This is a genomic window from Lutimaribacter marinistellae, assembly GCF_042648365.1.
GTDB classification, from domain to species: domain Bacteria; phylum Pseudomonadota; class Alphaproteobacteria; order Rhodobacterales; family Rhodobacteraceae; genus Lutimaribacter_A; species Lutimaribacter_A marinistellae.
The window spans coordinates 295,406-322,288 of record NZ_JBHRXI010000049.1 but is presented as its reverse complement, the minus strand read 5'-3'; the positions used below and the strand labels follow the sequence as shown (position 1 = coordinate 322,288).

The 26,883-nt window shown below is 63.7% G+C and carries 21 protein-coding genes and 1 pseudogene; 9 read left to right on the top strand and 13 right to left on the bottom strand.

Annotated features, from left to right (window positions below):
- Nucleotides 1–9: 9 nt before the first annotated feature.
- From ACFORG_RS22870 to ACFORG_RS22830, 9 genes are all read right to left on the bottom strand, one after another.
- Nucleotides 10–2,022, bottom strand: a complete 2,013-nt coding sequence (locus ACFORG_RS22870; protein WP_386737908.1) for a CocE/NonD family hydrolase — start codon at nt 2,020–2,022, stop codon at nt 10–12.
- Nucleotides 2,019–2,999, bottom strand: coding sequence for an ABC transporter ATP-binding protein (locus tag ACFORG_RS22865; RefSeq protein WP_386737907.1), 981 nt, complete (start codon nt 2,997–2,999; stop codon nt 2,019–2,021). The genes ACFORG_RS22870 and ACFORG_RS22865 overlap by 4 nt, the downstream gene beginning before the upstream one ends.
- Nucleotides 2,996–3,982, bottom strand: a complete 987-nt coding sequence (locus ACFORG_RS22860; protein WP_386737906.1) for an ABC transporter ATP-binding protein — start codon at nt 3,980–3,982, stop codon at nt 2,996–2,998. The genes ACFORG_RS22865 and ACFORG_RS22860 overlap by 4 nt, the downstream gene beginning before the upstream one ends.
- Nucleotides 3,982–4,860: an ABC transporter permease gene (locus ACFORG_RS22855; protein WP_386737905.1), complete on the bottom strand. Its 879-nt coding sequence runs from the start codon at nt 4,858–4,860 to the stop codon at nt 3,982–3,984. The genes ACFORG_RS22860 and ACFORG_RS22855 overlap by 1 nt, the downstream gene beginning before the upstream one ends.
- Nucleotides 4,841–5,785 (bottom strand): ABC transporter permease, encoded by a 945-nt coding sequence (locus tag ACFORG_RS22850; RefSeq protein WP_386737904.1) that lies wholly within the window; start codon nt 5,783–5,785, stop codon nt 4,841–4,843. The genes ACFORG_RS22855 and ACFORG_RS22850 overlap by 20 nt, the downstream gene beginning before the upstream one ends.
- Nucleotides 5,786–5,843: 58 nt before the next feature.
- On the bottom strand, nt 5,844–7,403 hold the full coding sequence (locus tag ACFORG_RS22845; RefSeq protein ID WP_386737903.1) for an ABC transporter substrate-binding protein: 1,560 nt from the start codon (nt 7,401–7,403) through the stop codon (nt 5,844–5,846).
- Nucleotides 7,404–7,437: 34 nt separating this feature from the next.
- Nucleotides 7,438–8,145 carry a helix-turn-helix domain-containing protein gene (locus tag ACFORG_RS22840; RefSeq protein WP_386737902.1) on the bottom strand — a complete coding sequence of 236 codons (708 nt, stop codon included), beginning with the start codon at nt 8,143–8,145 and terminating at the stop codon, nt 7,438–7,440.
- A 115-nt stretch (nt 8,146–8,260) separates the two neighbouring features.
- On the bottom strand, nt 8,261–10,300 hold the full coding sequence (locus ACFORG_RS22835; protein ID WP_386737901.1) for an oxidoreductase: 2,040 nt from the start codon (nt 10,298–10,300) through the stop codon (nt 8,261–8,263).
- A complete protein-coding gene (locus tag ACFORG_RS22830) occupies nt 10,297–10,965 on the bottom strand; it encodes a helix-turn-helix domain-containing protein (RefSeq protein WP_386737900.1) in 669 nt (222 codons plus the stop codon). The genes ACFORG_RS22835 and ACFORG_RS22830 overlap by 4 nt, the downstream gene beginning before the upstream one ends.
- Before the next feature lie 191 nt (nt 10,966–11,156).
- Here ACFORG_RS22830 and ACFORG_RS22825 point away from each other — a divergent pair, with 191 nt between their 5' ends.
- Together ACFORG_RS22825 and ACFORG_RS22820 are read left to right on the top strand one after the other, a co-directional pair.
- Nucleotides 11,157–13,127, top strand: coding sequence for a CocE/NonD family hydrolase (locus ACFORG_RS22825; RefSeq protein WP_386737899.1), 1,971 nt, complete (start codon nt 11,157–11,159; stop codon nt 13,125–13,127).
- A 38-nt stretch (nt 13,128–13,165) separates the two neighbouring features.
- Nucleotides 13,166–13,906 carry an NAD(P)-binding domain-containing protein gene (locus tag ACFORG_RS22820; RefSeq protein WP_386737898.1) on the top strand — a complete coding sequence of 247 codons (741 nt, stop codon included), beginning with the start codon at nt 13,166–13,168 and terminating at the stop codon, nt 13,904–13,906.
- A gap of 26 nt (nt 13,907–13,932) precedes the next feature.
- On the opposite strand, the gene gltS is transcribed toward ACFORG_RS22820, so the two are convergent.
- From gltS to ACFORG_RS22800, 4 genes and pseudogenes are all read right to left on the bottom strand, one after another.
- Nucleotides 13,933–15,165 carry a sodium/glutamate symporter gene (gene gltS / locus ACFORG_RS22815; RefSeq protein ID WP_386737897.1) on the bottom strand — a complete coding sequence of 411 codons (1,233 nt, stop codon included), beginning with the start codon at nt 15,163–15,165 and terminating at the stop codon, nt 13,933–13,935.
- A gap of 230 nt (nt 15,166–15,395) precedes the next feature.
- A complete protein-coding gene (locus ACFORG_RS22810) occupies nt 15,396–18,302 on the bottom strand; it encodes an ATP-binding protein (protein WP_386738087.1) in 2,907 nt (968 codons plus the stop codon).
- 99 nt (nt 18,303–18,401) lie between these two features.
- Nucleotides 18,402–18,548, bottom strand: a pseudogene (locus ACFORG_RS22805) (double zinc ribbon domain-containing protein); the annotation flags it as partial.
- A 7-nt stretch (nt 18,549–18,555) separates the two neighbouring features.
- On the bottom strand, nt 18,556–18,819 hold the full coding sequence (locus tag ACFORG_RS22800) for a DUF4242 domain-containing protein (RefSeq protein ID WP_386737896.1): 264 nt from the start codon (nt 18,817–18,819) through the stop codon (nt 18,556–18,558).
- Nucleotides 18,820–18,980: 161 nt separating this feature from the next.
- On the opposite strand from ACFORG_RS22800, the gene ACFORG_RS22795 reads away from it, so the two are divergent.
- The 7 genes from ACFORG_RS22795 (at nt 18,981) to ACFORG_RS22765 (ending at nt 26,862) form a co-directional block, all read left to right on the top strand.
- Nucleotides 18,981–20,099: an MHYT domain-containing protein gene (locus ACFORG_RS22795; RefSeq protein WP_386737895.1), complete on the top strand. Its 1,119-nt coding sequence runs from the start codon at nt 18,981–18,983 to the stop codon at nt 20,097–20,099.
- Nucleotides 20,100–20,206: 107 nt separating this feature from the next.
- Nucleotides 20,207–21,061, top strand: a complete 855-nt coding sequence (locus ACFORG_RS22790; RefSeq protein ID WP_386737894.1) for an FAD binding domain-containing protein — start codon at nt 20,207–20,209, stop codon at nt 21,059–21,061.
- A 13-nt stretch (nt 21,062–21,074) separates the two neighbouring features.
- Entirely contained in the window at nt 21,075–21,569 is a 495-nt protein-coding gene (locus tag ACFORG_RS22785; protein ID WP_386737893.1) for a (2Fe-2S)-binding protein, read from the top strand.
- Complete coding sequence (locus ACFORG_RS22780; RefSeq protein ID WP_386737892.1) at nt 21,566–23,983, top strand: aerobic carbon-monoxide dehydrogenase large subunit; 2,418 nt, start codon at nt 21,566–21,568, stop codon at nt 23,981–23,983. Before ACFORG_RS22785 ends, ACFORG_RS22780 begins: the two co-directional genes overlap by 4 nt.
- 46 nt (nt 23,984–24,029) lie before the next feature.
- Nucleotides 24,030–24,905 (top strand): AAA family ATPase, encoded by an 876-nt coding sequence (locus tag ACFORG_RS22775; protein WP_386737891.1) that lies wholly within the window; start codon nt 24,030–24,032, stop codon nt 24,903–24,905.
- Complete coding sequence (locus ACFORG_RS22770; RefSeq protein WP_386737890.1) at nt 24,902–26,083, top strand: vWA domain-containing protein; 1,182 nt, start codon at nt 24,902–24,904, stop codon at nt 26,081–26,083. The genes ACFORG_RS22775 and ACFORG_RS22770 overlap by 4 nt, the downstream gene beginning before the upstream one ends.
- Complete coding sequence (locus ACFORG_RS22765; RefSeq protein WP_386737889.1) at nt 26,080–26,862, top strand: XdhC family protein; 783 nt, start codon at nt 26,080–26,082, stop codon at nt 26,860–26,862. The genes ACFORG_RS22770 and ACFORG_RS22765 overlap by 4 nt, the downstream gene beginning before the upstream one ends.
- Nucleotides 26,863–26,883: the final 21 nt, after the last annotated feature.

The following is a 26,883-nucleotide window of genomic DNA, read 5'->3' as shown; positions in this document are numbered from 1 at the left end:
TGGTCTGCGTCACATGCCGTTTCGCGGGATCGCGAAGGTTCTTTCGCGTTCGAAGATCAGCTCCTCGCCGGACCAGCAGGTGACGCGTGACAGGAGGTGAAACTCGGTCGCCGATGCGGTCTGTTCGGCGAAGCAGTGGATCCTTGCCTGCCAGTCGTCGCGGGTGAAGCTGGCGGTCTGTTCCATCGTCGCCCTTGCCGAAAGCGGGTCGTCGGCGCGGATCGTGTAGCGCCGATCCGAGATGTCGCTGAGCACGGTGCCGATCTCGTCCAGCCGCATGTCCCCCACCGGGCCGAACACGCCGCCGTCGAGGAAGAACCGATGCGTGATCTCTCCGGTGGTCAGGTCGGTGTGGACGGACCGTTCCATTGCACCGTCGCGCACGCGGGTGACGGGGCGCTTGGCGATGGGCTTGTCGGGCTCGGGCAGGGGGCGCAGGGCGGGTGCATCCGTTGCATCGGTCCGGACCGGCAGGTGCAGGGTGGAGGTACCGGGTGCCAGTGTCAGCGTGACCGGTTCCGGCGCGGGCCACAGGATCGGCCAATAGGCCGAGGCGAGTTGTACGACGATGCGGTGACCGGCCAGCACCCGGCAGCCGATGCCGTGAAGCGGCACGGTGATCTGCATCTCTTCGCCGGGGGTCACTGGCGTGGGCGCGGTGTCGCTGTCGCGGTGCGTGAGATTGCAGAATCCCCGGCTCAGCAGGGTTTGCGCGCCATCGGGGGCCTCGTCTATCAGCAGTGCCGCCACGATGCCCTGTGCGCGGTCCGCCGACAGCCGGAGCGTCAGGCGGGCCTGGCCGAGCAGATCCAAAGGCGTGTCGAGCGCCGCGCCCCGGAACTCGAGCGCGCCGCCGGCATCGCCCCTGCAGTCGATCGGCATGTCGCCGGGGATCGCGAAAGAGCACATGTCGCCGCCGGTGGCGCCGAAGCTTTGCGGGGAGCAGATCGAGAGAGCGACCCCGGCCTGTGGCGTGTCGTCCAGCGTTCCGGCGTTCAGGGAGAGTTCTGTCATCGTCACGTTTCGCGACGGCCATGACGGCTCTTCGACCCAGCGGCCTGTGCGCTGTTTGTGCGCGCCGTTCGGGGCGACGCTTTCCTGCATGAAGAAGCGCAGAGGCGGTTCATCCATCAGGCCGGTGTCGACGCCCTTGAGCCAGTGATCCCAGAAGCGGATCGCCTCTGCGACGAAATCGGCCTTGGGTCCGGGAATGCCCTCATGCGGGTAGAGATGCGCCCAGGGCCCCATCATCACCTTGACCGGGCCCTTGAGATGTTCGGCGATGCGAAAGGGCGTGTCGCGGAACAGGTCGGCCCAGCCGCCGAAGAAATAGACCGGGATGTCGACATCGGCATAGGCCTCGCAGATCGAACCGCGGCGCCACATTTCGTCATGGGTTTGATGCTCCAGCCACATGGCAGGCCAGAACTCGGCGCCTTCGAGCCTGCCGCGCCACATGTCCAGCCACCTGTCCGCACCCACGATGGCCGGGTCCGGGGGCATGGCATTGTAGAGTTGCATGATCGAGCCCCACCAGAAATTGTCATTGGCAAGGCAGCCGCCATAGAAATGGATATCTTCGCGCCAGCGATCGTCAGTGCCCATCACCGTGATGATCGCCTTGAGCGCGGGGGGACGGGTCGAGGCGACCTGGAAGGCGTTGTAAGCGCCCCAGCTTTTGCCGAACATGCCGACATTGCCGTCGCACCAGTCCTGTTCCGCGATCCACTGGACCACGGCGTGACCGTCCTGCATCTCTTGGTGGGAATACTCGTCCTCGGCCAGCCCGTCGCTGTCGCCGTAGCCGCGAATGTCGACGCGGATCGAGGCATAGCCCGCCTCGGCGAAGCGGGGATGCATGGATTCGTCGCGCATGCGGGTCCGGTCGCGGCGGCGATAGGGGATGTATTCGAGGATGCAGGGCACCGGGTTGGCACGGGCGCCTTCGGGCAGCCACAGGCGGGCGGCCAGCCGCGCGCCATCGGCCATCGTGATCCAGACGGTTTCGTGTACTTCGATCATGCGGTGGCCTTGCTGACAGGAGGTTTCGCGCCGGGTACGAGCGGAAAGTGGCACGCGACGTCGCCCGAGGGCGGGGGCGTCTGCGCGCACAGGGGCTGCGCCCAGGGGCAGCGGGTGTGGAATTCGCATCCCGAGGGGCGCGACAGAAGCGAGGGCACTTCTGCCGGCAGGGTGATGCGGTCATGCGCCTTGTCTGGGTCCGGTTCGGGATTGGCCGACAGCAAGGCAGCGGTATAGGGATGGCGCGGGGCGGCGAACATGGCCTCGGTCTCGCCGACCTCGACGAAGCGGCCGAGATACATCACCGCCGTGCGGTCGGCCACGTGATGGACCACGTGGAGGTTGTGGGTGATGATGACCATGGCAAGACCAAGACGTTCACGTAGTTCGTTGAGAAGGTTCAGCACCTCACCCTGAACGGAGACGTCGAGCCCGGCGGTCGGCTCGTCCGCGATGATCAGCGCAGGATCAAGGGCGATGGCCCGGGCGACGCCGACGCGCCGGGCCTGCCCGCCGGACAGCTGGTGCGGATAGCGGCTGGCGAAATCAGCCGTCAGCCCGACAAGGGATAGCAGCCGCGCGGCCTCGTCGGTGAGGTTGCGGCCCTCGGCGCCATGAATCCTGTAGGGTTCGGTGATCAGGTCGCCCACGGTCATCCGCGGCGACAGCGAACCCACGGGGTCCTGGAACATCATCGACATGCGTTTGCGGATCGGCTTCATCTGGCCTTTGCCGAGCCCGTCGATGCGCGATCCGTCAAAGACGATCTCGCCGTTGGAGATCTCCTGCAGGCCGTTGATGGCGCGGGCCAGCGTGGTTTTGCCCGAGCCGCTTTCACCGACCAGCGCAAAGGTTTCACCGGGGCGGACGTCGAAGCTGACACCGGCCACGCCGAGAATGGCGCTGCGGGTGGCGAGGCCGCCCACGGGAAAGGACACCTGCACATCGTTGACGGAGAGGATTGGAGCGGTGTTCATGCGTCGACCCCCGTGCCCTCGGCTGCTTGGACAAGGTTGCAGCGGGCGGCATGATCGCGCCCGAGCATCCGTTCCACTTGCGGGCGGTCGCATCCCTCGTGCCGGTCGAGGCAGCGCGCGGCAAAGACACAGCCACTGGGCCTTGCCCGCAGGTCGGGGATTTCGCCCGGAATGGTCGGCAGGATCCTCGTGCGCTGGCTCTGCCTCGCCGGGTCGCAGTCGAGCAGGCGGCGGGTATAGGGGTGGCCCGGGTTCTGGAAGACGTCGCGCACGGTGCCCCGTTCGACCACCTCGCCCGCATACATCACCACCACGTCGTCGCACAGTTCCGCGATCACGCCGAGATGGTGCGAGATGAACATCACCGAGCAGCCGATCTTTTCCTGGAGATCCTTGAGAAGCTCGATCGTGGTGACCTCAAGCGTTGCGTCGAGCGCTGTGGTCGGTTCGTCGGCGATCAAGAGCGCCGGTTCCATCATCAGGGCCATCGCGATGGCGATCCGCTGCTTCATCCCGCCCGAGAACTGGTGCGGATACCGCGCCAGCGCGCTTTCGGCATCGGGGATGCGCACGAGTTTCAGCATCTCGATGGCGCGGGCGGCTTTCTCGGCCTTGGACTGGTCCGAGCGATACTGGATGTTGATCATCTGCTGACCCACCGACAATACCGGGTTGAGCGCGCCCATCGGGTCCTGGAACACCGTCGCGATGCGGGGGCCGCGCAGGTCCTGCATCTGGCGCGGGGACAGGCGTGTCAGGTCCTGGCTGCCCTCGAACAGGATCTGGCCGCTGCGGATTTCGCCATTGTCGGCAAGCAGGCCGAGGATCGCGTTGATCAGGGTGGACTTGCCGCAGCCGGATTCGCCCACGATGCCGACGATCCGGCGTTCGGGAACCTCGAATCCGACCTCCTTCAACGCGTGCAGGGGGCCGTCCTCGGTCGAGAAGAAGACGTTCAGCCCGGATATCGAAAGCGTGCTCATCAGCGTCCTTTCAGGCGCGGGTCGAAGACGTCGCGCAGCGTTTCGCCAAGGAAGGTAAACCCGAGCGTGGTCACGATAATCGGCAGGCCGCCGGCGATGGCGATCCACGGGGTTTCGCGGATCTGGCTGAACCCGTCGTTCAGGATCGAACCCCAGCTTGGTGTCGGCGGGCGCACCCCGAGGCCCAGAAAGCTCATCCCTGCCTCGATCGCGATCACGACGGGGATGTCCATGGAAGCGAGGATCACAAGTGGCCCGATCACGTTGGGCATGATGTGTACGCGCAAAATCCGCGCGGTGGAGGCGCCCATGCTTTGCGCCGCGGTGACGAATTCCGAGGACTTGATGGCGATGGTCTGGGTGCGCACGATCCGCGCATAACCGGGGACGTTCACCAGAACCACCACGATCATCACCGCCGTCAGGGAGGGGCCCACGATGGTGACGAGGGCGAGGGCGAGCATCACGGTCGGAAAGCTTTTCATCGCGTCGAAGAGCAGGATCATCAGGTTGTCGAGCCAGCGCGGCCCGTAGCCGGCGATCAGGCCCAGAACGATCCCGATGGCGAGCGAGATCGCGGTCGAGACCAGCGCGACATAGAGCGCGATCCGGCCGCCGTAGAGAACGCGGGAAAACAGGTCGCGGCCCAGCTGATCGGTGCCCAGCAGGTGGTCGGCGGAGGGCCCGAGGAAGCGGTCGCGCGGGTTGATGCGGGTGGGGTCCCACTGCGTCAGGAAATCGGCAAAGACGGCACCGAACACGACCAGCAGGACGAGGCCGAGTCCGAACACGCCCAGCGGTTCGCGCAAGAGCCGCCGCAGCGAGCGGGCAAACTCGGAAGAATGCCGGACAGGCGGGTTAGAAGTTGCTTCTGACACGGGGGTCCAAGGCTCCGACGATGAGGTCTGCGACGAGGTTCAGCAGAACGAAGATGACGGTTGTGACAAGCACTGCCCCGGTAACGACGGGGAAGTTGCGGGTCAGGATGGCGTCGTAAACCAGCTTGCCCACGCCCGGGCGGGCAAAGACGATCTCGGCGAACACGGCCGAGGACAGCATCTGCCCTATGCCGACGCCGAGAAGCGTGATGGTCGGCAGGATCGCGATGGTCAGTGCGTAACGGTAGGTTATGACGCGATCCGGAAGGCCGAAGGCGCGGGCGGTGCGGATGTGGCTGGCCTCGAGCACCTCGAGCATGGAGGCGCGCACCATCCGGGCAATGTAGCCGACCCACCCCAGGCCCACCGCAAGCGATGGCAGGATCAGGTGCACGAGCTGGTCGCCGATATCGCCGGGCTCGCCCGCGCCAATGGCCGGAAGCCATCTCAGCGTCACGGCAAAGATGAGCAGGGCGTAGATCGCGATGACGAAGGAGGGAACGGCGATGACCGCGACCGACAGGATGCCGACCAGACGGTCCGCAAGGCTGCCGCGGTTGATCGCCGCCCAGCAACCCAGCGGAATTCCCAATGCGACGGACCAGCTGATGCCGCCTGCGATCAGGATCAGGGTATAGGGAAGCTGTTCGAAGACCACGTCGAGCACCGGGCGGCCAGACAGCACCTCTTCTCCGAGGTCTCCGGTCCAGGCACCGCTGAAGAAGTTCCAGAATTGCACCCAGATCGGCTGATCGAGCCCCATCTTGATGCGCAGCGCCTCTTTCATCGCATCCGTGGCGCGCGGGCCGAGGGCGACCGAAGCCGGATCGCCCGGCACCAGGTAGATCATGCAGAACAGCAGGAACATGGCGAGCGACACGATGGCCACGGCCAGCCCCAACCTCTTGACGGCGTAGTTCAGCATCTTGCGGGACCTTCGCAGTTGCAGGGGCGGGCCCGGTGAGGGCCCGCCGGGGTGCCGATCAAGCCGGTTTGAAATCCGACAGCAGGGATTCGCCGTTCGGTTTCAGACCGGGAACGATGCTGTCCTTGTGGATTGCGCCGACGACCTCGTGGGTGAGGAAGACGTAGCAGCCCGACTCGTCCATGAGCGCCTGCATCTTCTTGTAGATCTCGTCGCGCATCGCCGGGTCGGATTCCACGAGACCCTGGTCGTGGAGCTCCTTGTACTCGGCATTGTCGAAACGTTCCCAGTTCCACACGCCGACCTGTTCGGGCGTGAACCATACCGTTGCCCAACTGGGATCGGGCTGCATCGAGAACCGGCTGAGCACCAGCTGAAGGTCCATGAAATAGTCGCCATCCTTGGACCCGAGCGACCAGAAGGTGCCGCTGTCGTTCTGCTTGATCTCGCAGTTCACGCCGATATCGGCGAGGTTGGCCTGGATGACCTGGGCGGCGGTCAGGCGCTCGGACTGGTTCAGGATGTCGAGCGTGACGTTCAGCCCCTCGGCGCCGGCCTCGGCCAAGAGTTCGCGTGCCTTGTCGGGATCGTAGTCGTAGGTCACGCTGTCGCGCGAGCCGGGCAGGCCCGGCGCGATGATGCCGTTGCCCACGGACGCCGCGCCGAAATAGGCCGCGTCGACAACGGTTTCGCGGTCGATGGCATGCTGGATCGCCCGGCGGATGCGCACGTCCTTGAGGGCTTCGTTGTCCTGGTTCATGCCCAGCCAGACATAGGCCAGCGAGGGCTTTTCCAGAACGACGCTGCCCGCAGGCGGGTTTTCCTTGAGACGGGGCAGGGAGGACACGGATGTCCATGTGTAATCAAGGTCGCCCGCCTCGAAGCCGCGTTCGGCGGTGGCGGGGTCTTCGATCGGGATGATGTGGATTTCCTCGAACCCGCCGTGTTCGTGTTTCCAGTCGGGATTGCGCTTGAGAACGGTGCGCTGTTTCGGGACCCATTCGGTCAGCAGGTACTGGCCGGACTGCGCCACCGGGTCGGTGCCGATCTTGCCGCCCAGCTCTTCGACCGCCTTGCGCGACACGATGCAGGAGGCCGGCGTCGGCAGGGTCGTCGTCCACAATGGCACGAACTTGTTCTTGAGGTGGATCAGGCCCGACAGCTTGTCCTTGACCTCGACCTCTTTCAGCGCGGCCCAGTCGCCTGCATAGGGGCTTTCATTCGCGGGGTCGGCGATCCGTTCGATCGAGAACTTGACGTCGTCTGCGGTGACTTCGCCGTAGCCATCGGTAAAGCCCATGCCCTCCTTGAGGGTGAAGGCGATGGTCAGGTCGTCGAGCTGCTCCATCGAGGCCGCGGCGACGGCTTTCCATTCCCACGTGTCGCCGGAAACCGGTTCGATCAGCGGCGGATAGATCGCGCGGATGATGTCATCCTCGGGCAGGGACAGGCGAAAGGCCGGGTCCAGAAGCTGCAGGTCGGAATAGGAGCGGACGGTGAGGATCTTGCCGTCCTGGCTTACCGCCATGTGCGGAAATGCCGTGCTGGCCGCACCGAACGCGGCCGTGCTGGCAAGGAAGGAACGGCGCGTCAGGCCGGAACGTGGTCTTGTTGTCATTGCGGTCTCCCTGGCTTTGTCGACTTGAGTGCTGTCATGTGCCGGTGCGTTTCTTGTTCGCGGCCCGCGCCTTGTCCGGCGGGGTTTCTGTTTCTTCGTGGACCGCGTATTTCGGGATGATGACGGGCGAGTTCACCCAGATCAGGCGAGCAGGCCGGTCGCTCATGTTTCGGGTGCTGTGCAGGATGTCGCCCGGAAAGCTGAAACTGTCGCCGGCGCGGACGGTGATGACCTCGGTCTCGAGCGTCAGAACCAGCTCGCCTTCGAGGACGAGGCCATGCTGCTCGCCGGCGCGGCTGTAGATCTCGTCAGCGACCGCTTCGCTGTGCGGGGCGTATTCGGAAATACCCATGTGGAACGCGCCGCCGAGGGACGAGGACAGGAGTTCGTCGGCATAGCCCGACACCTCGGCCGTTTCACCGTAAAGCAGGTTCAGATTGCGGCGGTTTTCGTGCCGGACGACATAGGTCCTTTCGAGCGGGCCTTCGCCTTCGCGGCGGTTGAAAAACCATTCCTCGGGCACGCCGAGGCCGATGGCGATGCGCGAGATCTTTCCCAGCGTCGGGTTTACGCTGCCGCGTTCGATCGCGCTGAGATGGCTGAGCGAGACACCGGAAGCCTCAGCGAGGTCGGCCAGCGTCATCTGACGGGCCCTGCGCAGTTCGCGCACCTCTGCGCCGAAGGTCGCCATGCTTTCATCCGGCGAAATGTTCGGCTTTTTGGGCTTCTTCGGCGGTTTCACGAATCCCTCCGTGTCATCCTGACGCAGGGGAAGCTTATAGCAATGCAGCCGTTTGAGAAGAAAAATCTTCCAAATTTCCTGTATTCGAAAAATTGACAGGAATTTTCCATTGCTTTCACCAGCGTAGACCGATGCGCAGGGCGTCGTAGATTGCTGCATGGATGTTGCGGGACGAAACCGCATCGCCGATCCGGTAGAGAAGGAAGCCGTCCTTGGGGCCATGCGCGGGGAACAGGTCGCCATCGCCCTGGACCAGCGCGCCATGATCGATTTCGCCGCGATTGCGCGACAATGGCTTGAGATCGAAATACAGATCGTCGAGGGGCAGGATGCCCTGGTTGACGACGACCTGATCGAAACTGCGCGTTTCCTCGTGGTTCGAATAGTCGGTGCCAATGGTCGCGCAGAGCTGGTTGCCGTCGCGCGTGACGCGTTTCAACGTGCGTGCAACCGTGAAAACTGCATCCTTGTCTTGAAGCGCACGCATATAAGGAACGAGGTTCATGCCCATGATTTCAGGCGCAAAACTGCGATCCCGGGTCATTACTTCGACATGGCCGCCCGCTTGCGTCACCACCTCTGCCGCCATGAGCGCAGGGTGGTCGCCCGCATCGTCATAGATCAGGACGCGCCCGGCCGGTTTGGCATCGCCCGAGATCAGGTCCCAGGCCGTGATCGCAAGCTCGTTGCCCGCGTCGAGGATGGTGGTATCGGGCAGGCCGCCGGTCGCGATGACGACCATGTCGGGCGAGAGCGACAGGATATCGTCCCTGTCGGCGAAGACGTTGAACCGAAATTCGACGTCACGCGCGGCGCATTGCGCCATGCGCCAGTCAATGATGCCGATCATCTCGGAACGCCGCCGCGATTGAGCGGTCAGGCGCACCTGTCCGCCGGGATCGGATGCTGCCTCGAATACGGTGACCTGATGGCCGCGCTCGGCCGCCACGCGCGCGGCTTCGAGCCCGCCGGGACCGGCACCTACGACGACGACGCGCTTGGGCGCATCCGAGCGGGGGATTTCATGCGGCAGAGACAGTTCGCGACCGGTCGAGGGGTTGTGAATGCACAGCGCATCCCCCGCCTGGTAGATGCGGTCGAGGCAATAGGTGGCGCCGACACAGGGGCGGATATCGTCCTCGCGCCCCTCGGCGATCTTTTTCACGATCAGCGGATCGGCCATATGCGCGCGGGTCATGCCGACCATGTCCAACAGCCCGGACGAGATAGCATGGCGCGCCGTGGCAACATCGGGAATGCGCGAGGCGTGGAAGGTGGGCATGCCTGTTTCGGCCCGCACCTTGCCCACGAAATCGAGGTGGGGCGCGCTTTTCATGCCCTGCACGGGGATCACGTCGGTCATCGCGGGGTCGGTGTGGATGCGGCCCCGGATCACGTTCAGGAAATCGACCTGTCCCGATGCCTTGAGACGGCGCGCGATCTCGAGCCCTTCATCCTCGGAGATGCCGCCGCTTTCCACCTCGTCCGCGGTATAGCGAACGCCCACGATGAAATCGGGACCGACCCTGTCGCGGATCGCCTGCAGGACATCGAAGCCGAACCGCAGCCGGTGGTCGAGACCGCCACCATAGGGCGGCTCCATCCGGTTGGTCAGCGGCGACCAGAACTGGTCGATCAGATGTCCGTAGGCCTGAAGCTCGATCCCGTCGAGGCCGGCGGCCTGCATGCGTTCGGCGGCATCGGCGTAATCGGTGATGATCCGGGTGATGTCGAAATCTTCGAGCTTTTTCGGAAACGCCCGATGCGCCGGTTCGCGGAAATGCGAGGGCGCGACCGAAGGAAGCCAGTCGCCCTTGTTCCAGCCGGTCCTGCGCCCGAGGTGGGTGAGCTGGATCATCACCGCGCAGCCATGCGCATGGCAGGCATCGGCAAGGCGTTTCATCCATGGCACGACCTCGTCCTTGTAGGCCAGGATGTTGTTGAACACCGGCGGGCTGTCGCGGCTGACCGCGGCCGAGCCTGCCGTCATCGTCAGGGCGACACCGGCCTTGGCGCGGGCTTCGTGATAGGCGCGGTAGCGATCCTTGGGCATCCCGTCTTCGGGGTAGGCCGGTTCGTGCGCCGTGGTCATCACCCGGTTCTTCAGTGTCAGGTGCTTGAGCTGGTAGGGCTGCAGAAGGGGGTCGCTGCTCATCTATTCCGTTCCTCTGCCTGGGGCGTTTTTTGCGAGGCTGCCGTTTTGGGGATGACCACCGGCGAGACCGCCCAGATCAGTTTGCACGTCTTGTCCGAGCGGTTCCGGGCATGGTGCGGGATGCGGGCGTCGAAACTGTAGCTGTCTCCGGGCTTGAGGATCACGGTTTCGTCGCCGATGCGCATCTCCAACTCGCCCTCGAGAACGATCCCGTGGGTTTCGCCCTCGTGGGTCTGCATCCGGTCGTTGGGTGTTTCCGAATGGGGCGCGTAGACCGCGAGACCCATGTAGAACTGCCCGCCGATCGAACTTGACAACAGGCTGTCCTGGTAGCCCAGCGCGCCGGCATCCTCGTCATACAGAACATTGAGGTCGCGCCGGTTCTGGCGCCGCACGACAAAGGCCTGCTCCAGCGGTCCCTTGCCGTTGCGGCGGGCAAAGAACCAGCTTGGCGTGACATCGAGCGCCTGCGCCAGCGTGTTCAGCACGTCGATGGACGGGTTTGCCGCGCCACGTTCGATGGCCGAGATGTGACTGAGCGAGATCCCGGCGATCTTGCTGAGCTGCTTGAGAGTCAGGTCGCGCGCCTTGCGCATTTCGCGTAGCTCGGCCCCAAGCGACGACAGGCTGTGCGCGAGTGCGACAACGTTGTCCGAATCGGTCATGAAACCTCTCTCCGTCAGATGGCACAGCGATGCGGCCAGTGTGCACTCTGTAGAATTTTCCTGTCAAATTCTTTTGTAAGAAAAGTTGTTGCCAAAAATTCTGTAACTCTGTTTGAGTGCGATCAACAGACATCGAAACGACCGTCAGGGGTGAGACTGTGCAAAGCTCTTCGTGCAATGGCCAAACCGGGGTGACGACGACCGAGCATCTTTGGATCGAGATGCCGGATGGCACGCGACTGGCGGCGCGGCTGTGGATGCCCGAGGGTGCCGAGACGGCCGCCGTGCCGGCGATTTTCGAGTACATCCCGTACCGGAAGGCCGACATGGTCCGCGCTCGCGACGAGCGGAACCACCCCTATTTCGCGGCGCATGGCTATGCCTGTCTGCGCGTCGACATGCGCGGGTCCGGAGATAGCGAAGGCCAGATGCCCGACATGTATTCCGAGCACGAGCTGTCCGACGCGCGGCACCTGATCGATTGGATCGCCGCGCAGCCGTGGTGTGACGGAAACGTCGGGATGTTCGGCACCTCGTGGGGAGGAACCGCGTCGTTGCAGGCCAATCTCGACGCGCCCGGCCCGCTGAAGGCCATCATTGCCGTCTGCGCGACGCATGACAGGTACGAAGACGATATTCATCACAAGGGCGGTTGCCTGTTGACGGATACGTTCGAATGGGGCGCGACGCTGCCTGCGATCCTTGGCGCGCCACCCACGCCCAATGTCGGCCCGGACTGGAAGGAGCGGTGGAAAAAGCGTCTAGACAGCCTGAGCTTTCCGGTCGAGGCATGGGTGCGCGAAGAGGCGCGTGGCAACTATTGGCGGCACGGGTCCGTCATTCATCAGGCCGACCGTCTTTCGCGCCCCGTTCTGGCGGTCGGTGGCTGGTCGGACCGCTACTCGAACTCCGTCATGTCACTGGTATCCGCGCGGCCTGACCTGGTCTGGGGCGTGGTCGGGCCATGGGGGCATCATTATCCCGATCATGCCCATCCCGGACCGGGGATCGGATTTCAGCAGCTGGCGCTGGACTGGTGGGACAGCTGGCTGAAACCTGGGCCAAGCGCACCCGACTGGCCGCGCTTGCGCGTCTGGCTGAGGGAGTACGACCCGCCCGCAAACGCGATCGATATCCGCAACGGTCGATGGATCGAGACTGGGCCAGCGGAAACGGTGACACGCCCGCTGACCCTGCATCTGTCGGACGGGACGTTGTCCGAAAAGAGCGCCGGTTCCATAAGGGAAGGGCACATCCCCAGTGACCTGCGCGTTGGCCGGGCATCGGGCGATACCGGGTATTTCGGACGCTTTGGCGGATTGCCCTTGGACCAGCGCGAGGACGATGCGCTGTCGCTGACCTTCGAGACCGCGCCGCTGGAGGAGGACGTCGTTCTTTACGGTGTTGCGACGGCGCAGCTTGTCGTCCGCTCCAGCTCCGCCCTTGGGCAGCTGTGTTTGCGGCTGAACGATGTCACCCCGGATGGGACCTCTGTCCGCGTCGGGCTGTGCGTGCGGAACCTTGCGCTGGATGACGCCCTTGATGCGCCCGAGGTTTTGGCAAAGCCCGAAGACCACACAGTGAACATCCCGTTTCACACCAAGGCCTACAGGTTCGGGAAAGGGCATCGGATACGGCTTTCGGTGACGTCGTCATATTGGCCGATCATCTGGCCATCGCCGGAGGAGGCCACGCTCACCCTGTTGCGCGGTTCGCTGATATTGCCGGTATTCGAGGGCACGCCGGAGAATCTGAAAGCCGACTTTCCCCCGGCACTGGACCTTCCCGTGAAAAAGACACATCGCATCGTGTCGACCCCCGAGCTCCGTCGGTTCCAGAACGAACACCCGCGGGGCGGGTTGCTGAACGGATGGGAGCAGCCCTTTGCCGAGGTATATTGCTCGGAAACCGGCACGGCCTTTGGCTATGCGACCCGCGCGGAGCATGACGTGGTGCGGGGTGATCCCGCCTCGGCCCGGACGAGGTTCGAACACCATGCCCGCTACAGCCGGCCCGACGGTGTCGCCGACATGAAAAGCGCGTTGACCGCGACATGCGATCCCACGTCCTTTTTCCTGAAAGGGACGTTGACCGCGGAGTGGGACGGGGAGAGGATCGCCGAACGAAGCTGGACGGTGTCCATACCGCGCCGGTATGGCTGATCCCGTTTCGGCGACCTTGCCCGGCTGGAGTTGGAGACATGGCAAGACTTGGTTTCATCGGAACGGGGCACATGGCCGGCGCCATGGTCCGGCATCTTGCGCCCAGGGGGCACGAGATCACGGTCACCCATCGCGGGGCAGAGGTTGCACAGGCGCTGGTCACCGAATTCCCTTCAATCACCAAGACCTCTGCCGCCGAAGTGGTCGCGGGGTCGGATATCGTTTTTCTCTGCCTCCGGCCCGAGGTCGCCGCCGAGGCGTTGCAGGATCTGCCTTTCCGCGAGGATCAGCGCATCATTTCGGTCATGGCGGGGATCTCGCGCCAGAGCCTGGCAGAGTGGTGCGCGCCCGCCGCGCAGGTGACCCTGATGCTGCCCATGGAGTTGATCCAGCGCGGGGGATGCCCGATCGTCGTCTGGCCGGAGGCCGAACCGGTCAGGTCACTGTTCGAACCCGAGAACGGCGTTATCGCCGTTGAGAACGAGGCGGACCTGTCGGCATGTTTCGCGGCCACGACGCTCGTTTCGGCCGTTGCCGAGGTGCTGGATGTTGGATCGGGTTGGCTGGGCGAGCGGATCGGGCCGGATGCGGCGCAGGAATTCGTGGGGCGACTGGTGACGGGCATGCTGGACATCCATGCCGACCGGTCCTCTCGCTTTGCGCTTCTGCGCGACAGCCTTGCGACGCCCGGCACGTTGAACATTTCCATGGTGCAGAGGCTGCGCGGCATCGGCCTTGCCGATCATCTGCGCACCGAACTGGACGAGCTGGAGCGTTAGGTGTCCACGCATCGCGGGGCGAGACGCTAGAAGATCGACACGACCCACTTGATGATGACTGCATTGGCCAGGTCGACGAAGAATGCCGAAACCAGCGGAAGGACGATGAAGGCGACGGGCGACGGGCCATAGCGCTGGGTCACGGCCGTCATGTTTGCGATGGCGGTCGGTGTCGCGCCGAGGGCGAAGCCCGCGAACCCAGCCGACAGGACGGCCGCGAAGTAGTCTTTGCCCATCATCCGAAAGACGATCAGGATGATGAAGAGCGTGGCGGCAATCACCTGCAGCAGCATCGTCACGGCAAGGACACTTGCACTGGAGGCCAGTGTCCAGAGCTCCATGCTCATCAACGACATGGCAAGGAAGACCGACAGGCTGAACTCGGAGATCAGGTTCGTCGCGCTGCCGCGCGGGCTGAGTTCGCGTTTCGGGAACAGCAGCGGAAGGACGTTGGTCAGAACGATCCCGCTGATAAGGCAGGGCACGAAGAGTGGAAGCTTGATCCCGGCGGCTTCGAGCGCCTCGAAAACCGAGTATCCGATCGCGATGGCGACGTGAATCCACAGGATGCTCGACATGATCGAAACCTGAGTGATGTCGGAGCCGGTATCGCTTTCGTCACTGGTCGCTGCGGTCGGAACATGCACTGCGGAGGGGGTTTCGGGGACAAGCTTGTTTCTCTGGATGAGAAACCGGGCGATCGGGCCGCCGATGACGCTAGCAAGAATGAGGCCGATCGTTGCGGCGGCAATTCCAAGCTCGGCCGCGCCCTGCACTCCGAAATCGTTCTGGATCGTCGGCCCCCACGCAATCGCCGTACCGTGCCCGCCGATCAGCGACGCAGTGCCAAGCAGGACACTTGCCTGCGGCGCGAGACCGAACAGGCTGGCCCCGATGAGGCCGATGACGTTCTGGACCAGCATGAAGGCGATGGTCAGGCCCAGGAGGATGGCAAGGATCGGCCCGCCCTTTACCAAATCCGAGACGCGGGCGTTGAGGCCGACCGTGGTGAAGAAGTAGACCAGGAGAAAGTCCCGCACGAGCAGGTCATATTCGATTTCGCGCCCGGTCAACCACACGATACCAAGGGCGAAGAGGGCGGCGGCCAATCCACCGCTCACCGGCTCGGGGATGCTGTAGCGCTGAAGAACCGGAAATCGCAGCGTGAGGCGGGCGCCAAGGAAATAGACGACGATCCCGAGCGTGAAGGCGCCGAAACTATCGATCACGATGGGCTCAAGCGGAAGGTCGGCGTTCATGTCATTCCCCTCGATGCGGGTTCTGTCCGGTTGCACTTATTGATCCTAGCAAGGATCACCTGCGGACAGAATGCAACTGCCAGGTTCTTGAACCGGTGGACGGGAAGCACCGCGCAGACGGCGGAGCAGGGCCTGTCCGGCGAGAGGGGCCGGTACGAAGTGTTTGTGCGATGTGGTGAACCGCCATGTGCACAAGACGGATGCAGTGGCGCAGAAAGAGGCCAGAGGCGTCACCCGGACCGAGAGCTGCCAGATGCGATGTCCTTTTCGATCTGTTCGACCAGGGGTTGCATCTTGCATCTTCGAGCGATCTCGACGGCCTCGTGCAGAGTGGCCTTGGCTGCGGCGGTTTGCCCGGTCCGGGTCAAAACCGTTCCAAGCGTGTGGAGCCCGTAGGCCAGGACGCTCTCGTCGCCGGTCTGGCGGGCTTTGGCGATGGCGACGCGGGCCTGATCCTCGGCCTTGCGCATCTCGCCCAGCGCCGCCCAGCAGGCGGCAAGGTGTACCGCTTGCGTGCCACGACCGCCGCTCCCGCTGGTTTCCATGTCCACCGCATGCTGCAGGAGGGGGAGGGCCTCTTCGGGTCGGCCGAGCCGGATCAACGCAAGCCCAAGCGGGGATGCAACCGAGTGGAACCAGGCGAGGTTTTCATCCTCTTTCGTCAGCGACAGGACCGATTGCAACGTGTCGGCAGCCAGTTCGTCACTGCCGTAGCGCAACCAGAACAGCCCTGTGGCGATGCCCGCGAGAATCCGGAAAAACGGCGGGCGATCCTGTGCAAGGTCGTTTTGGCAATCGAGAACTTCGAGTTTCACCTCTTCGAACCGGCCAAGCTCGGCCGCGCACCAGATCAGCCACATGCGCGCGAGGGCATAAGTGACAGGAGACAGGGCAGGATCGGTTTCAGGCCTGTTCCGGAACGCCTCGACCACGGTGTGGGCGGATGCGAAGGCCTGCTCGAACCGACCAAGAGCGGCAAGGATCTGGGCCTGCAGGAACCGCAGTTCGACGGTTTCGTTGTCTTCGCCTTGCGCGCAGTTGTCCGAGACGAGACCGTCGACACGCGCCAGGGCGTCGTGCAGCTGCCCCTGCGCCACGGCATTGCCGATCAAATGACGCCGTACGAGGCGAGACCGTTGGTCATCGCCGATCCGGTCGCAGATCGCCTGCGCCTCGTTCAGGTGTATGTCGATGTCGTGAAACCGCGACTTGGCGAATAGCCCTTCGCGCAGCGTGAGGCGGATGTCGATGGCAAGCTTGTCGACCGCCTCTGTCCGGGTTGGCACGCGGGTCTCTGCCTGCAACGCGTGGCAGAGCATTTCGATACTTTCGGCATAGGCCAGGCGCGCCCCGGCCGTGCGACCTGCCGCGTAGTAGGCGCGGGCGGCCTGTTCGAACAGACCGGCTCGAAGAGCCTGCCGCCCCATCATCGAATTCCGCCCGCGCCCGTGATAGCCGGATTTCAGGAACTCGTAGATCTTGTGATGCAGACGCTGCCGTTCGAGACGCAGTAGGGATCGATACGCCGCTTCGCCCACCACCGGATTGACAAAGGTATAGAGCGTGCTGGGCAGGAAACCGGTTTCGCGCACCAGCCCGCTTTCGATCACGGTGGCGAGCAGGTTCTGCATGTCGTCAGCTCTTATTTCCGTCAGGGCGACAAGCGTGTCGAGGGTTGCCGGCTGCTCGAAAGCGGCGCCGACCTGAAGCAGATACCGAGCACGGTCCGGCAGACGGTCGATCCGCTCTTCGAACAGGTCCGCGACGCTGTCGGGCACGCTCATGCCGCCCGATGTGTCATGGCCGTCAAACGCGCCTTGCCGCTCGGCCATGTGACGGGCGAACTCGGTCAGGAACCGTGGATTGCCTTCGGCGCGGTCCAGAACGCGCTCTAACATCTCAGGGGACACGTCTGAATCGGCCAGGTGGAGCGACAGGAGTTGCCCGGATGTCGGGCGGTCGAACGGCCGCAATTGCATGACCTGACGCACGATGGGTCGGAAATCCGCCATATCCTCGCGTCCGAAGAGGAGCAGCAGCAGGGGGGTGTTTTCCACGATGCTTGCCGCGGCTTTCAGGAAGGTGCGACTGGAGGCGTCGGACCATTGAAAATTGTCGATGGCAATGACCAGAGGTTCTTGCCGGGACAAATTCGTCAGCATCCGTTTCAAGGCTGTCAGGGCCGACAGGCGCCTGTGTTCGACAGTTTGCGGATCGGCCTCGTCGCTTTCCGACAGCAGAAGCCAGTTCACGTCGTCCACATGTTGGGCCAGCCCTTCGTCGAGCTGAACCAGTTTCCGCGCGATGTCCTTTGCGGGGTCGGACCGGTCGCCGGGGTCGATCATCAGAAGCGCCATCACAAGGCGGCGCAGCAGGGCGTTCGGCTCGGCCCGGTCGAGCGACTGGCTGGCGGACAGAGCGACCCGGATGTTGGCGGGTTGCATGTGCTGGCTGAATTCAAGCAGCAGGCGTGTCTTGCCCAGCCCCGCGCCTCCGAGAACCGAAACGATGTCGCCGACCCCGTCCGATAGCTGACGCACGGCGCGGAGGAGGAAATCCATCTCGCGGTCGCGACCGACGAACGGCAATTGCGCGGCTGCTTCCTCGGGCAGCAGGTCATGCGGGTTGCTGCCCACCGAGATCAGCTGAAAGGCGGTGGTACCCTCTAGGGGCCGGACATCGATGGCATGCGCGGCAAGGCGTCGGGTGGCCGCACTGATGAGCGCGGTACCGGGCTGCGCCGCCGCTTCGAGGTGGGCGGCGTTGTTGACGACCTCGCCGATGGCGTCGAGGTTGATGGCCCCGTTCGCCTCGGTCACGTTGACGACCGCGGTCCCCGAACAGAGCCCGACCCGCAGTTGCATCCGGCCGCCATCCGGTGCTTTGAGCTGAGCGGCGGCCGCGAGGACTTCGAGAGCGGCGTGACAGGCGCGATAGGCGTGATCCTCCTGCGCCAAGGGTGCGCCGAAGACGCAGAACATCCCGTCACCCATGACCTTGGCGACAACGCCGCCCGCGGCCTCGATCGCCGGTCGCAGCGCATCGATCGAGCAGGTGAGGAAATTGCTGGCATCCTCGGGGTCGAGACCGGCGACAAGCCGCGTCGATCCCACGATATCCGCAAAAACGACCGTCACATGCTTGCGCGCTTCCCGTGCGGTGCCATTGCTCTGCGTATCGGTCGGGACCGGCCCATTACCTGGCGGTGATGCGTCGACAGGCGCGCCACATCGGTGGCAGAACCGGGCGCCCGGTTGCAGTTCCGTGCGGCAGGCCGCGCATCGCGGAGTCCGCTGTGCCCCGCATCCGGGGCAAAAGCGGGCATCGGCGGGAAGGGCGCTTGCGCAGGATGCGCAGGTTGCGGGGATTTCGGTCTCTGACAAGGCCGTGTCAGGGCGTCAGGTCGAGGGCCTCGACGACCCGCACATACGGGATTTGCGCGGCCTTGTTGACCGCTTCGACATCGGCGGCGCTTTCAGCCTCGAACAGGCACATCGAGCGATCTTCGCCCGGAACGAAGGTGGTGCGGATGTAGCGCACCACGCGACCGTCCTCTGCGAATTGGTTGGAACAATCGATGGCCCGTTTCTGCGCGGCGGCGAGTTGGTCCATCGTGATCCCCTTCAAGTCGCGTTCGACCATGAATACCGACATTTCATCATCCTCCTGCTGACAATCCGGCTGGAGAGAGAGACTAGCAAATCGCGGTTGCGGAAAGAAGCCCGCGACGGGGCGCACGTTGTCACGCGGTCATCCGCCCGCAGTGATCGGCGTTTGCCAAAGAGTGAAAACTTGGGCATTTTTCGCAAATGCAGATGCTGGAGTTCAGCCACGATCCGATACTTGCCGTGATGGCCTGCGCCATGGCCATCGTCGCGGGGTTCACGGGGCTGTCGCTGACCCGCAACATGGCGGCCAAGACCACGTCGCAGCGCAAGATCGCGATTTCGCTGGCCTCTGTCGCGCTGGGGGGCGGCATCTGGTCGATGCATTTCGTGGCGATGCTGGGTCTGCAGATGCCGATCCCTTACTACTATGATGCCGCGATCACGCTGGCCTCGGCCCTGATCGCCATCCTGATCGTTGGCTGTGCCTTGATCCTGTTGCATTTCACAGAGCGCAGCACGCCGATGATCCTGGTCGCGGGCGCGGTGGTGGGGCTGGGCGTGCTGGTTATGCATTATGTCGGCATGGCCGGACTGCAGCTTTGCCGCGCGGTCTACACCGTTCAGGGGGTCGCGTTGTCGTCCGCGGTGGCGATTGCGCTTTGCATGCTGGCGGTGTGGGTGGCCTATCAGCGGCGCACCAACCTGCACATCTTTCTGGCGACGCTGTGCTTCGGTCTGGCTGTCAGTTCGGTTCATTTCCTTGCCATGGCTGGCACCAATTTCGTGGCGGTTCCGCAGCCGGGCGATTTTGGTCCGGCGATGAGCAACGAAACACTGGCCATCGGCGTGATCCTGTCGGGCTTTGTCATCTTCGGGGCGTTCTTGTGGGTGGGGACAACCTATCTCGAAGGGCCGGGCGCGGAAACAACCCCCCAAGATCCGCTGGATGTTCAACCCGTGCCGGTCGACTCGACGCTGCAAATCCCGTGCGAACGAGAGGGGGCCAAGGTTTATGTGTCGCCACGGGAGGTCGCCTTTGTGCGTGCGGACGGACACTATACCCAAGTCTACACCTATAGCGACCGCCTGTTCTGTGCCTGGCCCATCACCGAGGCTGGCAAGCGTCTTTTACCGGCCGGTTTCGTTCAGACCCATCGCAGTTACCTGGTGAACCCGGACAAGGTCGCCCGTTTCGAACGCACTAAGGACAAGGGGCGCTGCACCTTCACCGACACGGATCTTCCGCCTGTTCCGGTCAGCCGATCCAAGCTGAAGGATATCGAGGCGATCCTGTCCGGCCAGATTGGCGCAACTGGTGCGGCATAGGGCGCATTTCGTGCAAAAACCACGAAAACCAATGGAATCCTGAAGCCTGAGCATACTGCGGTATGCACGTTTCTTCCCAGCCAGAACATTACGCAGGGAGGAGCGAGATGATTCCAGCGGCTTTCGAGTATTACCGGCCAAGAGACATTGGTGGGGTGATAGCTCTTCTGGAAGAACATGGAGATGACGCACGCGTCATGGCGGGCGGGCACAGCCTGATCCCGATGATGAAGCTGCGGATGGCGGACGTTGCCCATCTGATCGACTTGCAGGATGTGAGCGGCCTGAACGCGATCGAAGTCGGAAGCGACAGCATCCGCTTCGGCGCGATGGTGACGCAGGCAGAGATCATCGACCATGACGCACTTGCAAGCGCCGCTCCGATCCTGCGCGAGGCGGCATTGCAGATCGCCGACCCGCAGGTGCGTTACATGGGGACCGTCGGGGGCAATGTTGCCAACGGAGATCCCGGCAACGACATGCCGGGCCTGATGCAATGTCTCGACGCCCGGTTCACTCTGGTCGGCCCCGGCGGCGAGCGCAGCGTCGCGGCGCGAGAGTTCTACGAGGCGGCCTACATGACCGCGCGAGAGGACGAGGAGGTGCTGACCGCCATCTCTTTCCCTCTGCCGCGGGGCGGTTACGCCTATGAGAAGCAAAAGCGCAAGATCGGCGATTACGCCACGGCCGCCGCCGCCGTCCAGATCGAAAAGTCGGGCGACACATGCGCCTCGGCCTCGATCGCGATGACGAACCTGAGCGACACGCCCGTGTTTTCATCCGCCGCCGGCGCGGCGCTGGTCGGCACGCAAGTCGATGCCGAGGCCATCAAAGCCGCCGTCAGCGCGATGATGGAGGATATCGACCCGACCGAGGACAACCGGGGCCCGGTCGCTTTCAAGAAACATGTCGCTGGCGTCATCCTGACCCGGGCGATCGAACGCGCCTGGTCGCGGGCCTGACAAGGAGGTCGTCATGCCGAAGAAAATGCACATCACGCTGACGGTGAACGGCAAGGAAGAGGAATTCCTGGCCGAACCGCGCGAGCTGTTGATCTATACCCTTCGTGAACGTCTGGGGATCACCGGCCCGCATATCGGGTGCGAGACCTCGCATTGCGGGGCCTGCACGGTGACCATCGATGGCAAGTCGGTGAAATCCTGTACCATGTTCGCGGCGCAGGCCGACGGCAAGACCGTCACCACGATCGAAGGCATCGGCGCGCCCGACAGCCTGCATCCGTTGCAGGAAGCCTTCAAGGAGCATCATGGCCTGCAATGCGGTTATTGCACGCCGGGCATGATCACCCGCGCGACCAAGCTTCTGGAAGAGAACCCGAACCCGACCGAAGAGGAAATACGCTTTGGCATGGCGGGCAACCTGTGCCGCTGCACCGGCTACCAGAACATTGTCAAATCCATCAAGGCCGCAGCGGCCCAGATGAGCGCAGCCAAGGAGGCGGCAGAATGAAGGACGAAATCGAAAGCCGCGAGGATCGCGTCGCCAACCTGAAAGGCATGGGGTGTTCGCGCAAGCGCGTGGAGGATGCCCGCTTTACCCAGGGCAAGGGCAATTACGTCGACGACATCAAGCTGGACGGCATGCTTTTCGGTGATTTCGTGCGCTCGCCCTATGCCCATGCGCGTGTCGTGAGCATCGACACCGAAGAGGCGCTGAAGGTGCCCGGCGTCCTGGCCGTCCTGACGGCTGCAGACCTGGAGCCGCTTGGGCTGCACTGGATGCCGACGCTGGCCGGTGACAAGCAGATGGTCCTTGCCGATGGCAAGGTGCTCTATCAGGGGCAGGAAGTGGCATTTGTCGTCGCCGAAGACCGTTACGCCGCTGCCGACGGCATCGAGGCGGTCGAGGTCGAGTACGAAGAGCTGCCGGTGATCGTCGATCCGTTTGAATCCCTTAAGTCGGACGTGGTTCTGCGCGAAGACCTGGACCCGAATGCGCCCGGAGCGCACGGCCCGCGCAAGCATCCCAACCACATCTTCACCTGGGAGGCGGGCGACAAGGACGCCACCGAACAGGTCATCAGCGAAGCCGAGGTGGTGGCCGAGGAGATGGTCTATTACCACCGGACACACCCTTGCCCGCTGGAGACCTGCGGCTGCGTGGCGTCGATGGACAAGGTGAACGGCAAGCTGACGCTCTGGGGAACCTTCCAGGCGCCACATGCGATCCGTACCGTCGTCAGCCTGATCTCCGGCATCGAAGAGCACAATATCCGCGTGATCTCGCCCGATATCGGGGGCGGTTTCGGCAACAAGGTGGGGGCCTATCCCGGCTATGTCTGTTCGGTCGTGGCCTCGATCGTGACCGGCAAGCCGGTCAAGTGGATCGAAGACCGGATGGACAACCTGATGACCACGGCCTTTGCCCGCGACTACTGGATGAAGGGCAAGATCTCGGCCACGAAGGAGGGCAGGATCACCGGCCTGTGGTGCCATACCACGGCCGATCACGGCGGGTTCGACGCCTGCGCAGATCCAACCAAGTTCCCGGCCGGGTTCATGAACATCTGTACCGGGTCCTACGACATTCCGACCGCATATCTGGCCGTTGACGGCGTCTATACGAACAAGGCGCCCGGCGGGGTGGCCTATCGCTGTTCGTTCCGGGTGACCGAGGCGGCCTATTTCATCGAACGGATGATCGAGGTCCTTGCGATAGAGCTGAACATGGATGCGGCTGAGTTGCGGCGGATCAACTTCATCAAGGCCGACCAGTTCCCGTACCAGTCCGCGCTGGGGTGGGAATATGACTCGGGCGACTATCATACTGCCTGGGACAAGGCGCTTGCCGCAGTGGGTTACGATGACCTACGGGCCGAACAGGCGCGACGCGTCGAAGAGTTCAAGGCAGGCAAGACGCGCAGGCTGCTGGGTATCGGCCTTACGCATTTCACCGAAATCGTCGGCGCCGGACCGGTGAAGAACTGCGATATTCTCGGGCTGGGAATGTTCGACAGTTGCGAGATACGGATCCATCCGACGGGCTCCGCCATCGCCCGGCTGGGCACCATCTCGCAAGGTCAGGGCCATGCTACTACGTTTGCCCAGATTTTGGCCAGCGAGATCGGTCTGCCGGCCGACAGCATTACCGTGGAGGAGGGCGACACGGACACCGCACCCTATGGATTGGGGACATACGGGTCGCGGTCGACGCCGGTCGCCGGTGCGGCTACGGCGATGGCGGGGCGAAAGATCCGGGCCAAGGCGCAGATGATCGCGGCTTATCTGCTCGAAGTGCATGACGACGACGTCGAATTCGATGTCGACCGGTTCGTCGTAAAGGGCGCGCCCGAGCGGTTCAAGACGATGAAGGAGATCGCCTTTGCCGCGTATAACCAGGCGATACCGGGGATCGAGCCGGGTCTGGAGGCGGTCAGCTATTACGACCCGCCAAACATGACCTATCCGTTCGGGGCCTATATCTGCGTGATGGAAATAGACGTGGATACGGGCGAACATGAAATCCGCCAGTTCTATGCGCTGGACGATTGCGGGACCCGGATCAACCCCATGATCATCGAGGGCCAGGTGCATGGCGGATTGACCGAGGCGCTGGCCATCGCCATGGGACAGGAGATTGCCTATGACGACATGGGCAACGTGAAAACCGGAACGCTGATGGATTTTTTCCTGCCAACCGCGTGGGAGACACCCAACTACACGACCGACCACACCGTCACGCCCAGCCCGCATCATCCGATCGGGGCAAAGGGCGTGGGCGAAAGCCCCAACGTCGGCGGCGTGCCGTGTTTCTCGAATGCCGTGCATGATGCCTTCCGGGCCTTTGGCCTGCGGCAGAGCCATATGCCCCATGATCAGTGGCGGATCTGGAAGACCGCCAACGATCTGGGCCTGCACAGCTAACCGAAAGAGGGGAGGCGCGCGGCAATGCGCGCCTCCGGATCCAGACATGACTTGGACCGATTTACAGACCGCACTGGCCGCCGAAGGCTATGTAGCCTCTGACGACCTGGCGGTAGCGCTGCATCTTGCCCTGACCTTGGGCCGCCCCTTGATGCTGGAGGGTGCAGCAGGCGTCGGCAAGACCGAGGTTGCGCGTACGCTGGCGGCCGCACGCGGCACCCGGCTTATCCGGCTGCAGTGTTACGAGGGACTCGACGCGGCGCAGGCGATCTATGAATGGAACTACCAGCGCCAATTGCTCAGCATCCGGGCCGCCGCCGAGGATGGTCAGACAGGCGAAGCCGTCGAAGAGCGGATATTCTCGCGCGAGTTTCTGTTGGAACGCCCGCTGCTTGCTGCATTGACGCAAGAGGTACCGCCGGTTCTGCTGATCGACGAGATCGACCGCGCCGACGAGGAATTCGAGGCTTACCTGCTGGAGATCCTTGCGGATTACCAGGTCTCCATTCCCGAACTGGGGACGATAACGGCCAAGACGCGGCCCATCGTGATCCTGACATCGAACGGCACGCGAGACCTGTCGGACGCCTTGCGCCGCCGGTGTCTTTATACTCACGTGGATTACCCGGACCGCACCACCGAGTTGAGGATCCTCAAGGCGCGCTGCCCTGAGATCGAAGCGCGACTAGCCGAACAGATCGTGGGGTTCGTTCAGGCATTGCGCAAGGAAGAGTTGGAAAAAACGCCGGGCGTCGCCGAGATGCTGGATTTCGCAGCCGCGCTGATGGGGCTGGGTCTGGCCGATCTGACAGCCGATCCGGCGATCCTTCAGTCGACACTGACGACGCTTCTCAAGACGCAAAGCGATCAGGCAAACATAACGACCGAAGTGGCCCAGCGTATCGCCGGGCGTGCGGCATGAGCAGGGTGACGCGTTTCGCCGGCCGAGACCCCGGGCCCGCTGCGCGCGTCGCCGGTTTCATGGCACATCTGCGCGAAAACGGTTTGCGCCTGGGCGTGGCCGAAGCCGAAGTCGCGCTTGCGGCACTTGGAGCGGTCGAGGCTGCGCAGCCAGAAAACGCGCGTCGCGCCCTGAAAGCGGTCTGTACCGGATGCAAGGCCGATGTCGATATGTTCGACGCCCTGTTCGACAGCTACTGGATGGATGCCGGGCGGGTCCGCACCAGGGTCATGCCGTCACTGTCGGCACCGTCAGGCGACGGTGTGCACTCCTCTCGCGATGCGAAGGGAGAGAGTGCCGCGGGGGCCGGATCTGCAACGGCCCCGGATGGTGGAGAGGGCGACGCCGAAAGCGATGGTGAGGGCAAACTGGTTGCGACCGAGATCCGCAACCTCATGCGCAAGGACCTGCGCGACCTCGTTCGCCCGGAAGAGGTGGCGCAGGCGGAAACGGTGGCTCGCCGCCTGGGTGCGGCGCTGCGCGACCGACGGTCCCGTCGCCGCATTGCCGCGCGCAAGGGCGACAGGATTCATTTCCGCAAGACGATACGGCGGAGCCTCTCGACCGGTGGAGAGCCCTTGCGCCTCTTGCGCAAGCGCCGGCCCGATCGGACCCGCAAGATCGTCGCGCTCTGCGACGTGTCCGGGTCGATGACTGTCTATGCACAGGTTTTCCTAGCCTTTCTTGCCGGTCTGATGCGTGCCGATACCTCAGCGGATGCCTACCTGTTTCATACCCGCCTCGTGCGCATTACCGAAGCCTTGCGGGACAAGGACGCGATGCGTGCCATTGGGCGCATGTCCCTGATGGCCGATGGCTTTGGCGGCGGGTCGAAGATCGGTCCTTCGCTGGGGCGGTTTGCAACGACATATGCCAAGCGCTTTGTCGACGGGCGCAGCGTGGTCCTGATCCTGTCGGATGGCTATGACACCGCGCCACCCGACGAAATCGACGCGGCGCTGGCCAAGCTGAAACAGCGCGGTTGCAAAGTGATCTGGCTCAACCCTCTCAAGGGGTGGGCCGATTATGCCCCGGTCGCCAGCGGAATGGCCGCCGCCCTGCCGCATCTGGACCTCTTTGCCGCAGCAAACACACTGGGCGACCTTGCGGCCCTCGAAGCGGAGTTGACACGCCTATGACCCCTGCAGAGATCCTTCATCAGGACCTGGCGCAGACAGCGCAGGAATTGCGCGCCCGCCAGCAACCGTTTGCCTTTGCAACCATCGTGCGCACGGCCGGGCCGACCGCGGCCAAGCCCGGTGCAAAAGCCCTGTTGAGCGCCGACGGCACGATCGTTCAGGGTTGGCTGGGTGGTGGATGCACGCGCGGCGCTGTCAAGAAAGCCGCACTCGAAGCCCTGCGCAGCGGCGCGCCGCAGCTGGTATCCGTAGCGCCCGAGGATCTTCTGGCCGAAAAGGGCGTCAGTTCCGGCGACACGATCGACGGCACGCGCTTTGCCCGCAACGGCTGCCCGTCGCGCGGCAGCATCGACATTTTCATCGAGCCATGCTTGCCGATGCCGCTGCTGACGGTGATCGGCGCCTCTCCTGTGGCCGAGGCGCTGTCGTCATTGGCTCCGGAGTTCCACTGGTCCGTGGGGTCGGACGTGCCCGCAGACCCCGTGACAAACCAGAACGTCATCATCATCGCCACGCAAGGGCAGGGGGATTTGGCCGCGTTGGAGCGGGCAATCCTGGCCCGCCCGGACCATATCGCCTTTGTCGGGAGCAGGCGAAAATACCGCGCGCTGGCGGAAAAGCTGATCGCCAAGGGCATCGATCAAAAGGAGATCGATGCCGTCCGAGCGCCTGCGGGCTTGGATATCGGCGCGGTGACACCCGAAGAAATCGCCCTGTCGATCCTCGCCGAACTGGTGAAGCTCCGCAGGTCCGAGGTCAAGCGGGAGGGCGAGCGGTGATGCACAAGACAACCCCGACGC

Excerpts from the sequence above, each read along its gene's own strand:
- ACFORG_RS22780 (WP_386737892.1), top strand. The coding sequence starts at position 21,566 with ATGAAGGACGAAATCGAAAGCCGCGAGGATCGCGTCGCCAACCTGAAA.
- ACFORG_RS22785 (WP_386737893.1), top strand. The coding sequence starts at position 21,075 with ATGCCGAAGAAAATGCACATCACGCTGACGGTGAACGGCAAGGAAGAG.
- ACFORG_RS22765 (WP_386737889.1), top strand. The coding sequence starts at position 26,080 with ATGACCCCTGCAGAGATCCTTCATCAGGACCTGGCGCAGACAGCGCAG.
- ACFORG_RS22800 (WP_386737896.1), bottom strand. The coding sequence starts at position 18,819 with ATGTCGGTATTCATGGTCGAACGCGACTTGAAGGGGATCACGATGGAC.
- ACFORG_RS22850 (WP_386737904.1), bottom strand. The coding sequence starts at position 5,785 with ATGCTGAACTACGCCGTCAAGAGGTTGGGGCTGGCCGTGGCCATCGTG.
- ACFORG_RS22860 (WP_386737906.1), bottom strand. The coding sequence starts at position 3,982 with ATGAGCACGCTTTCGATATCCGGGCTGAACGTCTTCTTCTCGACCGAG.
- ACFORG_RS22870 (WP_386737908.1), bottom strand. The coding sequence starts at position 2,022 with ATGATCGAAGTACACGAAACCGTCTGGATCACGATGGCCGATGGCGCG.
- ACFORG_RS22770 (WP_386737890.1), top strand. The coding sequence starts at position 24,902 with ATGAGCAGGGTGACGCGTTTCGCCGGCCGAGACCCCGGGCCCGCTGCG.
- ACFORG_RS22835 (WP_386737901.1), bottom strand. The coding sequence starts at position 10,300 with ATGAGCAGCGACCCCCTTCTGCAGCCCTACCAGCTCAAGCACCTGACA.
- ACFORG_RS22865 (WP_386737907.1), bottom strand. The coding sequence starts at position 2,999 with ATGAACACCGCTCCAATCCTCTCCGTCAACGATGTGCAGGTGTCCTTT.
- ACFORG_RS22775 (WP_386737891.1), top strand. The coding sequence starts at position 24,030 with ATGACTTGGACCGATTTACAGACCGCACTGGCCGCCGAAGGCTATGTA.
- gltS (WP_386737897.1), bottom strand. The coding sequence starts at position 15,165 with ATGAACGCCGACCTTCCGCTTGAGCCCATCGTGATCGATAGTTTCGGC.
- ACFORG_RS22830 (WP_386737900.1), bottom strand. The coding sequence starts at position 10,965 with ATGACCGATTCGGACAACGTTGTCGCACTCGCGCACAGCCTGTCGTCG.
- ACFORG_RS22795 (WP_386737895.1), top strand. The coding sequence starts at position 18,981 with ATGCTGGAGTTCAGCCACGATCCGATACTTGCCGTGATGGCCTGCGCC.
- ACFORG_RS22820 (WP_386737898.1), top strand. The coding sequence starts at position 13,166 with ATGGCAAGACTTGGTTTCATCGGAACGGGGCACATGGCCGGCGCCATG.
- ACFORG_RS22845 (WP_386737903.1), bottom strand. The coding sequence starts at position 7,403 with ATGACAACAAGACCACGTTCCGGCCTGACGCGCCGTTCCTTCCTTGCC.
- ACFORG_RS22790 (WP_386737894.1), top strand. The coding sequence starts at position 20,207 with ATGATTCCAGCGGCTTTCGAGTATTACCGGCCAAGAGACATTGGTGGG.